At 65.4% G+C, this 13192-nt stretch carries 9 protein-coding genes; 7 read left to right on the top strand and 2 right to left on the bottom strand.

What is annotated here, in order from left to right:
- Window positions 1-178 precede the first annotated feature (178 nt).
- The 5 genes from PEP31012_RS24140 (at window position 179) to PEP31012_RS08765 (ending at window position 4469) form a co-directional block, all read left to right on the top strand.
- Window positions 179-1024, top strand: a complete 846-nt coding sequence (locus PEP31012_RS24140; RefSeq protein ID WP_281355425.1) for a collagen-like domain-containing protein — start codon at window positions 179-181, stop codon at window positions 1022-1024.
- Between the two features lie 151 nt (window positions 1025-1175).
- On the top strand, window positions 1176-2318 hold the full coding sequence (locus tag PEP31012_RS08785; protein WP_246171207.1) for an adenine nucleotide alpha hydrolase family protein: 1143 nt from the start codon (window positions 1176-1178) through the stop codon (window positions 2316-2318).
- Between the two features lie 5 nt (window positions 2319-2323).
- Entirely contained in the window at window positions 2324-2881 is a 558-nt protein-coding gene (locus PEP31012_RS08775; protein ID WP_150588980.1) for a DUF6445 family protein, read from the top strand.
- Between the two features lie 33 nt (window positions 2882-2914).
- Window positions 2915-3277 (top strand): hypothetical protein, encoded by a 363-nt coding sequence (locus PEP31012_RS08770; RefSeq protein ID WP_150588979.1) that lies wholly within the window; start codon window positions 2915-2917, stop codon window positions 3275-3277.
- Window positions 3278-3302: 25 nt separating this feature from the next.
- Window positions 3303-4469, top strand: a complete 1167-nt coding sequence (locus PEP31012_RS08765) for a radical SAM protein (protein ID WP_150588978.1) — start codon at window positions 3303-3305, stop codon at window positions 4467-4469.
- Between the two features lie 109 nt (window positions 4470-4578).
- On the opposite strand, the gene cphA (PEP31012_RS08760) is transcribed toward PEP31012_RS08765, so the two are convergent.
- A complete protein-coding gene (gene cphA / locus PEP31012_RS08760) occupies window positions 4579-7155 on the bottom strand; it encodes a cyanophycin synthetase (protein WP_150588977.1) in 2577 nt (858 codons plus the stop codon).
- A 152-nt stretch (window positions 7156-7307) separates the two neighbouring features.
- Window positions 7308-9938, bottom strand: coding sequence for a cyanophycin synthetase (gene cphA / locus PEP31012_RS08755; RefSeq protein WP_150588976.1), 2631 nt, complete (start codon window positions 9936-9938; stop codon window positions 7308-7310).
- Between the two features lie 297 nt (window positions 9939-10235).
- On the opposite strand from cphA (PEP31012_RS08755), the gene PEP31012_RS08750 reads away from it, so the two are divergent.
- Both PEP31012_RS08750 and PEP31012_RS08745 read left to right on the top strand, forming a co-directional pair.
- Window positions 10236-12674 carry a cyanophycin metabolism-associated ABC transporter gene (locus PEP31012_RS08750; protein WP_150588975.1) on the top strand — a complete coding sequence of 813 codons (2439 nt, stop codon included), beginning with the start codon at window positions 10236-10238 and terminating at the stop codon, window positions 12672-12674.
- An 18-nt stretch (window positions 12675-12692) separates the two neighbouring features.
- Entirely contained in the window at window positions 12693-13160 is a 468-nt protein-coding gene (locus PEP31012_RS08745) for a cyanophycin metabolism-associated DUF1854 family protein (RefSeq protein WP_150588974.1), read from the top strand.
- Window positions 13161-13192: the final 32 nt, after the last annotated feature.

Raw genomic sequence — 13192 nt, 5'->3', positions numbered from 1 at the left:
CCAGCACTGACGCGGGTGCGCGGCGATCTGTCGTGCGCAGCGGGTGTGGCTTCCTTGAGTTGAGTCGATGGTGCTCGCAGTGCGTTTGCGCACCGACACGCCGATTGGGCTTGCCGGAATTCATCAGAATCGCTTTCGCAGGCGTCCGAAGTTCAATTGATTCAAGGAGCGAAGCACCATGAACGAAAACGATCTGGAACTGCAACTCAACGAAGACCAAATCCGACACATTCAAGCGATCACCGGGCAGCGCATCGGCGCTATCCGAGTCATGTCGAGCTTCCCCGAGCTTCGCGGCGTCTTTGGCGGGCAAGGAGCGGGGGTGCAAGGCCATCTGAACGGTCAGGGGCTGCAAGGCGTGCAGGGCATGCAAGGCCCGCAAGGTGTGCAAGGCGCTCAAGGCGTGCAGGGCATGCAGGGTCCGCAGGGTGTGCAAGGCGCTCAAGGCGTGCAGGGCATGCAGGGTCCGCAGGGTGTGCAAGGCGTGCAGGGCCCGCAAGGTGCGCAGGGCGTCCAGGGCATGCAGGGTCCGCAGGGTATGCAAGGCGTCCAGGGCATGCAGGGTCCGCAGGGTGTGCAAGGCGTGCAGGGCATGCAAGGTCCGCAGGGTGTGCAAGGTGTGCAGGGCATGCAAGGTCCGCAGGGTGTGCAGGGCGTCCAGGGCATGCAAGGTCCGCAGGGTGTGCAGGGCGTGCAGGGCATGCAAGGTCCGCAGGGTGTGCAGGGCGTCCAGGGCATGCAAGGTCCGCAGGGTGTGCAAGGCGTCCAGGGGTATCAGCACGCGCAGGGCTTGCAGGGCGTTCAAGGGGTGCAGGGGCCACAGGGTGTGCAAGGCATGCAAGGTGCGCAGGGTATGCAAGGCGTGCAGGGCATGCAGGGTCCGCAGGGTATGCAAGGTGCCCAGGGCATGCAGGGACCGCAGGGTATGCAAGGTGCCCAGGGCGTGCAAGGCGCTCAGGGCGTCCAAGGTCCGCAAGGCATGCAGGGCGTCCAAGGTGCTCAAGGTTCGCAAGGACTGCACTGATTCGGCGTGGCACCTTGGTCGGACACGGGCGCGCCATGGTGCGTGTCATCTGCGGCTCGTGTCTATTGCGTGTGATGCGGCTCGACCCAGCACGGCGTCGAGCCGCGAACTCCGGGTGCCCTGGCAGGTACCCGGGATGGGAGCCGCGGTCATGTCGTCAACTCTCTTACCCTTGTCAGCCGAACAGCGCTCGCAGTTGTTCCACGCGACCGGCGCGCCGTTGCGCCGACTCCGTGTCGAGTCGTCCACGGGCATCGGCGTTGCCGTCGATCGCCACTGTGCGCGGTGCCTGCTCACCGAAGACTTGCCGGGCGTGCACATTGAAGCCGATGGCATTTGTCAGGCCTGTCACGCGTTCGCGGCGGAGGCCGCGCGTGGCGACTACACGCAGCGCCGGCTCCTGGACGTTGTGCAGTCCTGTCGCGGCGAAGGCACGCCGGATGCCGTGGTGGCCTACTCCGGTGGCAAGGACAGCGCGCTCACATTGCTGCTTGCCGTGAAGGAATTGAAGTTGCGCCCGATCGCCGTGCTCGTCGACAACGGCTTCATTCCCGATGAGGTCAAGGACAACGCGCGGACTTTCTGTGCGCGTTTCGGCGTCGAACTGGTGATCGAGACGATCGATATTCGTCAGGTGGCCCGGGAATCGCTCACGTCCGGTTCCGGCAAGATTCCGTGCACCTCATGTATCGGTGGGGTATTTGCGGCGATGGCGAAGACGTGTCGAACCTACGGCATACGACTCATTCTCAGCGGACACCGATTTCCGCCACTGGCGTATCCGGTGAGCGGATTCACGAAGCGTGAAGCCGACAACCACTTCTTCTGTGCCTCGCCCCTGCTCGCGCGAGGTCTGAGCGAGGCCGAGCAAATGCAATGGATCCGGGACGCCGGTTGGCAGCCCACCGCCATGGCAGGCAACACGTCGAACTGCAAGCTGATCGGCGTGGTGGAGCAGCATCTCTATGACGTGCAAGGCTTCAACCCCCATATCTACGAGGTGTCGAAGGAGATCCGGGCCGGCTTCTACGACCGCAGCACGGGGTTCGGCAAAGTCGATCGTCCGGAAATTTCGCCCGAGCACCTGCAATGGGTTCGCGAGCGGTTGTTGCCGGATGCGCCCGACGAGGCATCGTCGCCCAATGCCGACAGAGCCGACAGAGCCGACAGAGCCGACGGAGCCGACGGAGCCAACGAAGCCCGCGGGGCCAACGATGGCAACCGTGCCGAACGTGCCCCGGGCGAGGCCGTTGGCCGCGAGCGGCAGCGTGACAAACCAGCTACCGCAAAGTGAGCGCCATGCACGACTCCATCATCGTGACCGATAACTTCTATCGTGATGCCCTCGACGTGCGCGACTTTGCACTGAGACAAACCTTCGCGGTCAAGGGGAACTATCCCGGCGCGCGCACAGAGGCATTTCTGCATGACGGCGTCACGACGGCGATCCAGGACATCGTGAAGGCCCCGATCACCTATTGGCCGACCGACACTTACAACGGCGCATTTCAATACAGCGTGCAACGCGATATCACGTGGGTGCACGCCGACCATACGACGGTGTGGTCCGGCGTGGTCTATCTCACCCCCGACGCGCCCGCTACCGCGGGAACGGCCTTCTTTCAGCATATCGAAACCGGCTTCGACCTCTATCCCGACGACGACGACCAGCGGCAACGTTGCGACGCCGACGCCGCCGCATGGGAGCGCTGGGAGATGACCGACCGCATCGCGAATCGCTTCAATCGCCTCATCCTGTTCCGTGGCAGACGGTTCCACGCGAGCCAGGGACATTTCGGCGACTGCAAGGAGAACGGGCGTCTGTTTCAGACGTTCTTTTTCAACACCCAATATTGACGTTCCCCATTCCTTTCGAACGGAGGTACTTTCATGACGGCTTCGGAGCTCTTTTTCCCGGTGGGATCGCTCGATCTGAGCGAAGCGCAATCGGCAGAAATCAAATCGGCATTTGGGCACGAGATGGCGGCCGTGCCACTTTATCGCGTGGTGCCGGTGTCGTCCGGTGACCGATATGTCCCGTTGCAGGGCGTACCGGGGTTGCCGGGGGTTCTGGTGCACTATCGCGACGACGACCCCGCGCAAGGCGGACAGATCATCGCGTCGGTCATGGCGGAAATGGCGCGCGGACCGGACGATTCCGCTGTCTTCGCGGCACACACGAAGCTGATGGCGCCGCGTGCCGAGCGCGAGTCCGACAAGAATGGCCCGCCTGCGGCCGGCAAGCGCAAATGAGCGGCGCCGTGCGTCGTCACGCACCATGCTGACGTCCTCCGGCGCGATGGCGCGCGGCAACGCCAACGGCGATCTGTTGGTCATGGTCAAGGTCGCCGAGCGATGCAATATCGATTGCAGCTATTGCTATATGTATCATGGCGTCGATCAGGGCTGGCGTGAGCGGCCGAAGCGGTTGCACGCGTCCCACCTCGACGCGCTGGTCACGCGTCTGGCGGAGCATCGCAACGCGTTCCCGTCGGCGCGCATGACGCTGGAGATTCATGGCGGCGAGCCGTTGCTGCTCGGCAAAGCCCGTACCGAGCGCTTCTTCTCCGACTTGCGGCGGCGCTTGCCGGCGTCCGATCTGACTATCATCACGCAGAGCAACGGCGTGCTGATCGACGATGACTGGCTGGATCTGTACGCGCGCTACGACGCGAGCCTGGGCATCAGCTGCGATGGGCCGCCCGACATGCACGACCGGCACCGGTACGACTTCGCGCGACAGGGCACGGGCGAGCGCGTCGAGCAAGCGATTCGGCGATGCCTTGCGCATCCTGCATCGCCGCGGGTCTTCAACGGCGTGCTGGCCGTGATCGATCCGAATCATGATCCGGTGCGCATGCTCGATTACTTCCGGTCGCTCGGGCTGACGGCTATCGACTTGCTGCTGCCCGACGCCAACTTCGCCGCACCGCCGCGCCACATCCAGGCCTACACGCACGCCCGGCTGCTCAGTTTCCTGTGCCGAGGTTTCGATGCCTGGCTCGCCATCGACGATCCGGGCTTCAGCGTGCGCATCTTCGAGACGTTCATTCGCGGCGTGCTCGGTCGTCGCTCGGAACTCGATGCCTTTGGTGGGGCGCTCGCGCCGATCGTCGTGGTGGAGAGCGATGGCAGTTATCGCCTGCTCGACGTGCTCGCCATCTGCGAGGCGGGCGCAACGCACACCGGGTTCGACCTCGCGTCGCACCCGTTGCACGCCTGCAGCGATTACGCGCGCACTCGCTACCCCGAACCCCATGAGACTTGCCTGCAATGCGAGGCATTTGCGGCGTGCGGCGGGGGATACGTCGCGCATCGATTCGACGGACGCAGTTACGACAACCCCAGCTTCTATTGCCACGCGCTACTGGGTTTTTATCGCCACGTCAGGGCTCGGGTGCGGGAAGTGGCGCCACAGGGGGCAGCGATATCGGCGCGCCAGTGAAGCGCGGCGGCGGTTGCGTCAGCGACCTCGCCGAGCGCCAATAAAAAGGGCTGAGGTCCGTGAAACCACGGACCTCAGCCCTGACAGGCTCAACAGACCCCAAGCGGGTTCAGGAACCCGACTGTGCCACGCGTTGCGAGAGATGCGCGAGAGCGTCGTCGACCTGATCAATGAGAATCAGGCACAGATCGCCCGGTTGCAACCGCGCCAGCGCCGTGTCGATCGCCACGAACTCACCGTGAATCTCTTCGATATGGCTGACGCGCCGCGCACCGACCAGACCATCACGCAACAGCCCGAGCACTTCACCGTCTTCGCGGCCGCGCTGGCACTGGTCCTGATAGAGCAGCACGTCGTCGAACGCGTCGCCGAGGATCTGCGTCTGACGGCGGATGTCCTCGTCACGACGATCGCCCGCGCCAGAGATCACAACCGAGCGGCGTCGCGCCGGCATCGTTTCCACGGCCTGGGTCAGGGCGGCAATGGCGTCTGGATTGTGACCGTAGTCGGCAATCACGGTGGCGCCGCGGTAGTCGAACACATTGAAGCGTCCCGGCGCGGTGCCCGCGTCGTTCACGAAGGTGGCCAGTCCGGCCCGGACCGTCGCCGGATCGAGCTTCAGCGCCCAGGCCGCACCGATGGCGGCCATCGCGTTCTCGACCTGGAAACCGATGGTGCCGCCGCGCGTGAGCGGAATGGCCGCCATCGCGTAGCGGGTCTCGTTGCCGCCTTGGCACGTCACGATACTGCCGCCGTCGACGTACACCACGCGCTTGCCCTTCGCGCGATGCGTGGCGAGCACCGGATGCGCGGCGTCCATGGCGAAGTAGGTGACGTCTCCCGGGCAGGCATCGGCCATGCGCGCGACCATCGGATCGGCGGCATTGAGCACGGCCATGCCGCGTGGCGCCACATTGCGCACGATCACGCTCTTGAGCACGGCGAGATCTTCCACGGTGTTGATGTAAGACAGACCCAGGTGATCGCCCATGCCGATGTTGGTCACCACCGCCACATCGCAGCGGTCGTAGGCCAGCCCTTCGCGCAACAGGCCACCGCGCGCGGTTTCGAACACGGCGGCGTCCACGTCCGGATGCATCAGTACGTTGCGTGCGCTGCGCGGGCCGCTGCAATCGCCGGTGTCGATACGCTGGCCGCTGATATAGATGCCGTCGGTGCCGGTCATGCCCACCCGCAGCCCTTGCTGGCCGATAAGGTGGGCAATCAGGCGCACGGTAGTGGTCTTGCCGTTCGTGCCGGAGACGGCCACGAGCGGAATGCGGCCATCGTCACCATCCTCGAACATCGTCGAGACGATGGCTTCACCGACCGCACGGCCCTTGCCGTATGACGGCTGCAAGTGCATGCGCAGGCCGGGCGCGGCGTTGACTTCCACGATGCCGCCCGCTTGATCTTCGAACGGCTTGATGACGGTCTCGCACACCGCGTCGACACCGGCGATGTCCAGCCCCACCTGCTGCGCGGCGGCGATGGCGCGCGCGGCGATTTCCGGGTGGACGTCGTCCGTCACGTCGGTGGCCGTGCCGCCCGTCGACAGATTGGCGTTGTTGCGCAGAACGACGCGCGCCCCGGCGGCCGGCACGGAGTCGGCGTTCAACCCCTGCTTGGCAAGCGTGGCGAGCGCGATGTCGTCGAAACGAATCTTGGTGAGCGAGGTCGCATGGCCTTCGCCACGGCGCGGGTCGGCATTGACCGCTTCGACCAACTGGCGCACGGTGTGCACGCCGTCGCCGGTCACTTGCGGCGGGTCGCGGCGCGCTGCCGCCACCAGCTTGTTGCCGATCACGAGCAGACGAAAATCGTGTCCCGGAATGTAGCGCTCGATGATGACGTCGCGGCTGATGTCCTGCGCGGCTTCGAACGCCTTTTCGATTTCCTCGCGCGTGCGCAGACGCACGGCCACGCCCTTGCCCTGGTTGCCGTCGCGCGGTTTGACGACGACCGGCGCGTCGATCTCCTGCACCAGCTTCCAGGCGTCTTCGATATCGCGCACGGTGCCGCCCAGCGGTACCGGCACACCCGCGGCGTGCAGCAACGTCTTGGTCAGGTCCTTGTCTTGGGCAATCGACTCGGCCACGGCCGAGGTGCGGTCGGTCTCGGCCGCCTGAATGCGGCGTTGCTTGCTGCCCCAGCCGAATTGCACCATCGAGCCTTCCGTCAGGCGGCGGTACGGAACGCCGCGTGCGACAGCCGCATCCACGATCGAACCGGTCGACGGGCCGAGACGGACGTCTTCATCGAGATCGCGCAGGCGATACAGGGTGTCCGCCAGATCGAACGGGCTGTCGTCGAGCGCTGCGTGGATCAATTGCTGGGCCAGCTCGAAGGCGAGACGCCCGACCGGCTCTTCGCTGTACTGCACCACGACCTGGAACGTGCCCGGTTCGATGGTCTGCGTCGTTTGGCTGAACGTCACCGGACAACCGGCGGCGGCTTGCAGATGCAATGCCGTGGTTGCGAGGGCGTCGGCCAGCGACACCGGACGCTCCTCGGCGTCGGGCGTGAGCGCAGGCAGCTCGGGAAAGCGCGCACGCAGGCGAGCCTCGAAACCGGCCAGATTGCCGATCGAGTATTCCAGATCGGTGCACGACACGATCGCCTCGATGGCGGTGTGACGGCTCCAGAGGTTGGGACCGCGCAATGCGCGGATACGGGAGACTTCCATAAATTGCAATCCCTGTCTGTCCACTTCGCGCCCCTGTATGGCGGTTGGTTGGCGAGAAAAACGACGGTGGCTTGGGTATTTGTGATTGGCCGGAGAGGGCGGCCGCAGCAAGGGCTGCGCGCCGCCGCCCGCCGCGGACTTGCGCTCAGCCCTCAGGCCGCCAGTGCGCGCATCGGCTGGCCCATCCACTGATGTACCAAATCGAGCATCGCGGCAGCGCCGCCTTCGTCGGCCTGCAACACGAGCAGATCGCCGCTCGCGAGCTGGGCCAGCGCGGCTTCGGCCGCTGCTCGTCGCTCGCCGGCGTCGGTCACGGGAATCTTGCGTTCGGCATCGATGCCCGCGCGCAGTTGGGCGCGCGACTCGGCCAGCGCACGCTTGCGCGCGACGCTCAGGTCGTCGCACAGCACCACGCGATCGAACGTCTGCGCCAGCAGCTTGCCCTCGGCTTGCAGGTCGTCGTCCATCCGGTCGACGCCGGGGCCATACACCGCAATGCGCCGCTCGGCAGGCAGGGTGGCCAATGCCGCAGCCAGCGCCGTCAGCGCCGGCGCGTTATGGGCGTCGTCGACGACGACCGTCGCGCCGTGCTTTTCGAACATCGTGAACCGGCCCGGGGCATCCACCTGACCGACATCGAACGTGGTCACGCCCGCGCGCAGAACGTCGAGCGTCACGCCCATCGACCAGGCGGCCGCGACGGCCGCGAGCACGTTCTCGATCTGGAAGCCGACGCGACCGTCATACGTCAGCGGCATGTTGGCCGTCGCACCGAGGGTGATTTCCTCGTCGCCGGTGGCCAGCAGCACGTCGCCGTTGCGCACGAAGACCGTTCGCTTGCCCATCGCGCGATGGGCCACGATGGCCGGCAGTTGTTCATCCAGACCGAAGAAGATCACGTCGCCGTCGCACAGCTCGGCCATCTCCACGACGAGCGGATCGCGCGCGTTGAGCACGGCCACGCCGTCGGGCAAGACCACGTCGATCTGCGTGCGCAACACACTGAACATGCGCTCGACATCTTCAACGAAATACTGACCCAGATGATCCGGACGATCGATGTTCGTCACGATGCCGACCTGGCAGCGGTCGTACGCGAGGCCTTCCGAGAGGATGGCGGTGTTGTCGTTCTCGAAGACGGCTGCCGTCACGCTCGCGTTCATCAGCACACGGTGCGCGGCATCCCAGTTGGCACGGTCGCCGGCTTGCACCAGGCGCTTGTCGAGGAACAGGCCGTCGCTGCAGGCGAGGCCGGTGCGCTCACCCGCGAGTTGCAGCAGGTGCGTGAGCAGGCGTGCGGTCACGGTCTTGCCGTTCGTGCCGGTAATGCCGACGACCGGAATGCGCCCGGCGTCGCCATCGGGGAACAGATGGTCGACGATGGCGCGACCGACCGGGCGCGGTACGCCATCGGCCGGCTTCAGATGCATGAGCAGGCCGGGGCCGGCGTTGACTTCGACGATGGCGCCACGCTGTTCGGCCAACGGGCGCGAAATGTCTTGCGCCACCAGATCGACGCCGGCAATGTCCAGACCCACGATGCGCGCCGCCAGCGACGCATGCGCCGCCACGCTCGGATGCACGCGGTCCGTGACATCGAACGCAACGTTGCCGTTGCGCTGGATCAGTACGTTCTTGCCCTCGGGGGGCACGGCATCGGCGTCGAAGCCCTGGCGCTTGAGTTCCAGGCGGGCCGACGAGTCGATGCGCACGCGGTTGAGCGGCTGATCTTCGGCGCTGCCGCGACGCGGGTCGCTGTTGATCTGCAACTCGATGAGCTCCGAAACCGTGTGCGTGCCGTCGCCGACCACCGAGGCCGTCTCGCCCATTGCCGCGGCCACGACACGACCGCCCACAACCAGCAGGCGATGTTCCAGACCCGGCACGAACCGCTCGACGATCACGCCGTTGCCTTCTTCGAGGGCGACCTCGAATGCCGTGGTGACTTCGTCGCGCGTGGTGAGATTGATGAACACGCCACGGCCGTGGTTGCCATCGTAAGGCTTCACGACGACCGGCAGGCCGATGTCTTCGGCGGCTTCCCACGCGTCGTCGGCGCTTTCAACCAGACGACCTTCCGGCACGGGCACGCCGCACGATTCGAGCAGTTGCTTGGTCAGGTCCTTGTCGCGCGAGATGCTCTCGGCGATGGCGGGGGTGCGATCCGTCTCGGCGGTCCAGATGCGACGGGCGGCCGCGCCGTAACCCAGTTGCACCAGATTGCCGTCGGACAGGCGGATGTGGGGGATGTCGCGGTCGTCGGCGGCATCGACGATGCACGCCGTGCTCGGGCCGAGGCAGTGTCTGTCGACCAGGCCGCGCAGGGTTTCCACGGCGGCGTCAACGTCGTAAGGGCGGTCTTCGATGGCCGCCATGACCAGATCGCGGGCCGCGAACAGCGCAGCGCGCGTCACGTCTTCGTGCCAGGCCCGCACGATCACTTTATAGACACCGGAGATCGGGGTTTCACGCGCCTTGCCGAAGCCGCCGGGCATGCCGGCGAGGTTTTGCAGTTCCAGCGTGACGTGTTCGAGAATATGGCCGGGCCAGGTGCCGTCGCGCAGGCGCTGAAGGAAACCGCCGCGCTCGCCGATGCTGCAACGGTGCTCGACGAGCGTGGGCAGCCATGTCGACAGCCGCTCGGGAAATCCGGGGATCTTGTTGGACGGGAACTCCTCGAGTTCGCCGATATCGACCCATGCCTCAAGCACCGGCCGATATGTCCACATATTCGGGCCGCGCAGCGACAGGACATCGAAAATCTCAATGTCTTTCTTTTTCATACTCAAGGCAAATTCACGCGTCAAGGCTGGGTTCGGAGGCGCTGGCAAGGCCGCCGTCAGGCGGCATGGCGGCTTGCGCTCGCGCAGTTAACTGGTTACTTAACGTAAGAATCCGTAAACGGTTGACCGTCGCAACAATATTTCCATGCTGCACCGTGTCATCGCGGAACTCCGCGCCGCAAAAAGCGTCGCTGTGGTTATACTTGCGGCAATTTCGCGGACTGACAGGGAAAGTCCGCCTCGATTTTTCCTCGTTTGCCTCGATGTCCGCCCCTTGAGGACACGTCTGCCGCAGCAATGACCGACACCCCCACTCCGACGGCGCCGTCCGCCGCCGCCCCGACTGCGGCTTCCGAGCGCGCCCCCTCCGGCTCCGCCGCGTCTGCGTTATCCGCGGCCGGCCGACAGGCCGCTGCCGAGCCCTGGTATCCCGAGGTCGCGGCGCAACTGGCCGACGGCGAGACCGTACTGGCGTGGCTGACGCTCGATCTCGACGCACAGCTGCATTTCGCGCCTGGCGTGGTCGTGGCGACCGAAGACCGGATCCTCGCGCGCGAAGCGCGTCGCGACGCGTATGATCCAGCGAGCACCGGGCAGCACTGGCAGTCGTGGCCGTACCGCGCCGACCTCTCGCTCACGCATACCGATCATGCGGGCGTGGGCGCCCTGGAGTTGTGCGACGCGCACAAGAAGCTGGCGAACTGGCGCTACACCCTGGGCCACAACCCGGCAGCGCTGGCGCTGTTGGACACCGTCGTGCGCCAGCGCGACGCGAGAGTGGCGGGCCACGCCGCCAGCCAGGTACCGGACGAGGTCGGCACCTGCCCGATCTGTCAGGCAGAACTGCCGCCAGGCGCCGATGAATGCCCCCAATGCCATCCGGAAGTCGAAACCCCACCCTCGACGTGGGCATTGCTGCGCCTGTGGCGATTCGCGCGTCCGTATCGTTTCGAGTTGCTGGCGGGCTTCCTGCTCACGCTCTGCGCGACGGGCGCCACGTTGATCCCGCCGTATCTCACGATGCCGCTCATGGACAACGTGCTGATTCCATTCCAGAACGGCAAGCCGATCGATTACCACCTGGTGGGAATTTATTTGTCCGGCCTGCTGGGCGCCGGCGTGGTCGCCTGGATACTGGGCTGGGCGCGTACCTATCTGCTGGCCAAGGTGTCGGAGCGCATTGGCGCCGATTTGCGCACCGCGACGTACTCGCATCTGCTGCGCCTTTCGCTGGAATACTTCGGCGGCAAGCGCACGGGCGACCTGATGGCGCGCATCGGCTCGGAGAGCGACCGCATCTGTGTGTTCCTCTCGCTGCACCTGCTCGACTTCGCCACGGACGTGCTGATGATCGTTATGACCTCGGTGATTCTGGTGTCGATCAACCCGTGGCTGGCGGCCGTCACGCTGTTGCCGCTGCCGTTCATCGCCTGGCTGATCCATCTGGTGCGCGACCGCTTGCGTCATGGCTTCGAGAAGGTGGACCGGATCTGGTCGGAAATCACCAACGTGCTGGCCGATACCATTCCGGGCATTCGTGTGGTCAAGGCGTTTGCGCAGGAAAACCGCGAGGTCGCGCGCTTCAAGGAAGCCAACCGTCACAACCTCGTGGTGAACGACCGCGTGAACAAGGTCTGGTCGCTGTTTTCGCCGACGGTCACGTTCCTCACCGAGGTGGGGCTGCTCGTCGTGTGGATCTTCGGGATCTGGCAGGTCTCGAAGCATGAGATCACCGTCGGTGTGCTCACCGCGTTCCTCACCTACATCAGCCGCTTCTACACGCGTCTCGATTCCATGAGCCGTATTGTCTCGGTCACGCAGAAGGCCGCGGCCGGCGCGAAGCGCATCTTCGACATTCTCGATCACGTCTCGAACGTGCCCGAACCGGTCAACCCGGTGCACCTGAAGGAAGTGAAGGGCGCCATTGACTTGCGCGACATCGGCTTCCGTTACGGCAACCGCGCGGTGATCCGGGGGATGGATTTGCGCATCGCGCCGGGTGAGATGATCGGTCTGGTGGGGCACAGCGGGTCGGGCAAGAGCACGCTGGTCAACCTGATCTGCCGTTTCTACGATGTGGCTGAGGGCTCGATCCAGATCGACGGGGTGGACATTCGCGCGTTGCCGGTGTCGGATTTTCGTCGCAACGTCGGCCTGGTGCTGCAGGAGCCGTTCCTGTTCTTCGGCACGATTGCCGAGAATATCGCTTACGGCAAACCGGAAGCGACGCGCGCCGAGATCGTGGCGGCGGCGCGCGCGGCACACGCGCACGAGTTCATCCTGCGTCTGCCGCACGGTTACGATTCGCTCGTCGGCGAGCGCGGGCAGGCCCTCTCGGGGGGCGAGCGTCAACGCATTTCCATCGCGCGTGCGCTGCTGATCGATCCGCGCATTCTGATTCTCGACGAGGCGACGTCATCGGTGGACACGGCGACCGAGAAGGAAATCCAGAAGGCGCTCGACAACCTCGTCAAGGGCCGTACGACGATCGCCATCGCGCACCGGTTGTCGACGCTGCGCAAGGCCGACCGGCTGGTGGTGCTCGATCGCGGCAAGATCGTCGAAGTGGGCAACCACGACGCGCTGATGGCCCGCGAAGGGGCCTACTACCGGCTGTACCAGGCCCAGCAGCGCAATGTCGATACGGATCTCGACGCGGTGATCGAGACCGCCGAGGCGGCCGCCGCGGTGGCAGCCGTGAGCGCGGCACCGGCCCAGCCGCTATCCGTCAACTGAACGTTCGCGAAGAGACTCATGCAGATTGATTTCACCTTGTCGCGTAACGCGTTCGGCCGTCTGGTGCTGACCGACGCGGCGGGCGTCGCCCATGAGGGCGTGGTGCCCGTGCGCGCGTTTCCGATTGCGGCGCCGCACGAGGGCCTTGCGCTGGTGAGTACGGAGGGGCGCGAGCTGGTCTGGCTCGACTCGCTCGACGTGCTGCCCGCCGCGATGCGCACGCTCTTGCAGGAAGAACTCGCGGCGCGCGAATTCATGCCCGAGGTGCTGTGCATCAAGCGCGTCTCGACGTATGCGACGCCCAGCACCTGGACTGTCGAGACGAACCGCGGCGAGGCTTCGTTCGTGTTGCGTGGCGAAGAAGACATTCGGCGCCTGGGCGGCCCGACGTTGCTCATCACCGACAGCCACGGCATCCACTTCCTGATCCGGGACACTGGCGCGCTCGACAAGCCGAGCCGCAAGATCCTCGATCGTTTCCTCTGACACGATTCGCGTCGCCGAATTTCGCCGTGCCG

Origin of the sequence: Pandoraea eparura (assembly GCF_902459725.1) — a bacterium.
Taxonomy (GTDB): domain Bacteria; phylum Pseudomonadota; class Gammaproteobacteria; order Burkholderiales; family Burkholderiaceae; genus Pandoraea; species Pandoraea eparura.
The sequence above is the reverse complement of the archived record's forward strand: the minus strand, read 5'-3'. Positions and strand labels throughout refer to the sequence as shown.

Bases quoted from the DNA above. Each gene is read 5' to 3' on its own strand.
- PEP31012_RS08770 (WP_150588979.1), top strand. From the start codon at position 2,915: ATGACGGCTTCGGAGCTCTTTTTCCCGGTGGGATCGCTCGATCTGAGC.
- cphA (WP_150588976.1), bottom strand. From the start codon at position 9,938: ATGAAAAAGAAAGACATTGAGATTTTCGATGTCCTGTCGCTGCGCGGC.
- cphA (WP_150588977.1), bottom strand. From the start codon at position 7,155: ATGGAAGTCTCCCGTATCCGCGCATTGCGCGGTCCCAACCTCTGGAGC.
- PEP31012_RS08750 (WP_150588975.1), top strand. From the start codon at position 10,236: ATGACCGACACCCCCACTCCGACGGCGCCGTCCGCCGCCGCCCCGACT.
- PEP31012_RS08775 (WP_150588980.1), top strand. From the start codon at position 2,324: ATGCACGACTCCATCATCGTGACCGATAACTTCTATCGTGATGCCCTC.
- PEP31012_RS24140 (WP_281355425.1), top strand. From the start codon at position 179: ATGAACGAAAACGATCTGGAACTGCAACTCAACGAAGACCAAATCCGA.
- PEP31012_RS08785 (WP_246171207.1), top strand. From the start codon at position 1,176: ATGTCGTCAACTCTCTTACCCTTGTCAGCCGAACAGCGCTCGCAGTTG.
- PEP31012_RS08745 (WP_150588974.1), top strand. From the start codon at position 12,693: ATGCAGATTGATTTCACCTTGTCGCGTAACGCGTTCGGCCGTCTGGTG.
- PEP31012_RS08765 (WP_150588978.1), top strand. From the start codon at position 3,303: ATGCTGACGTCCTCCGGCGCGATGGCGCGCGGCAACGCCAACGGCGAT.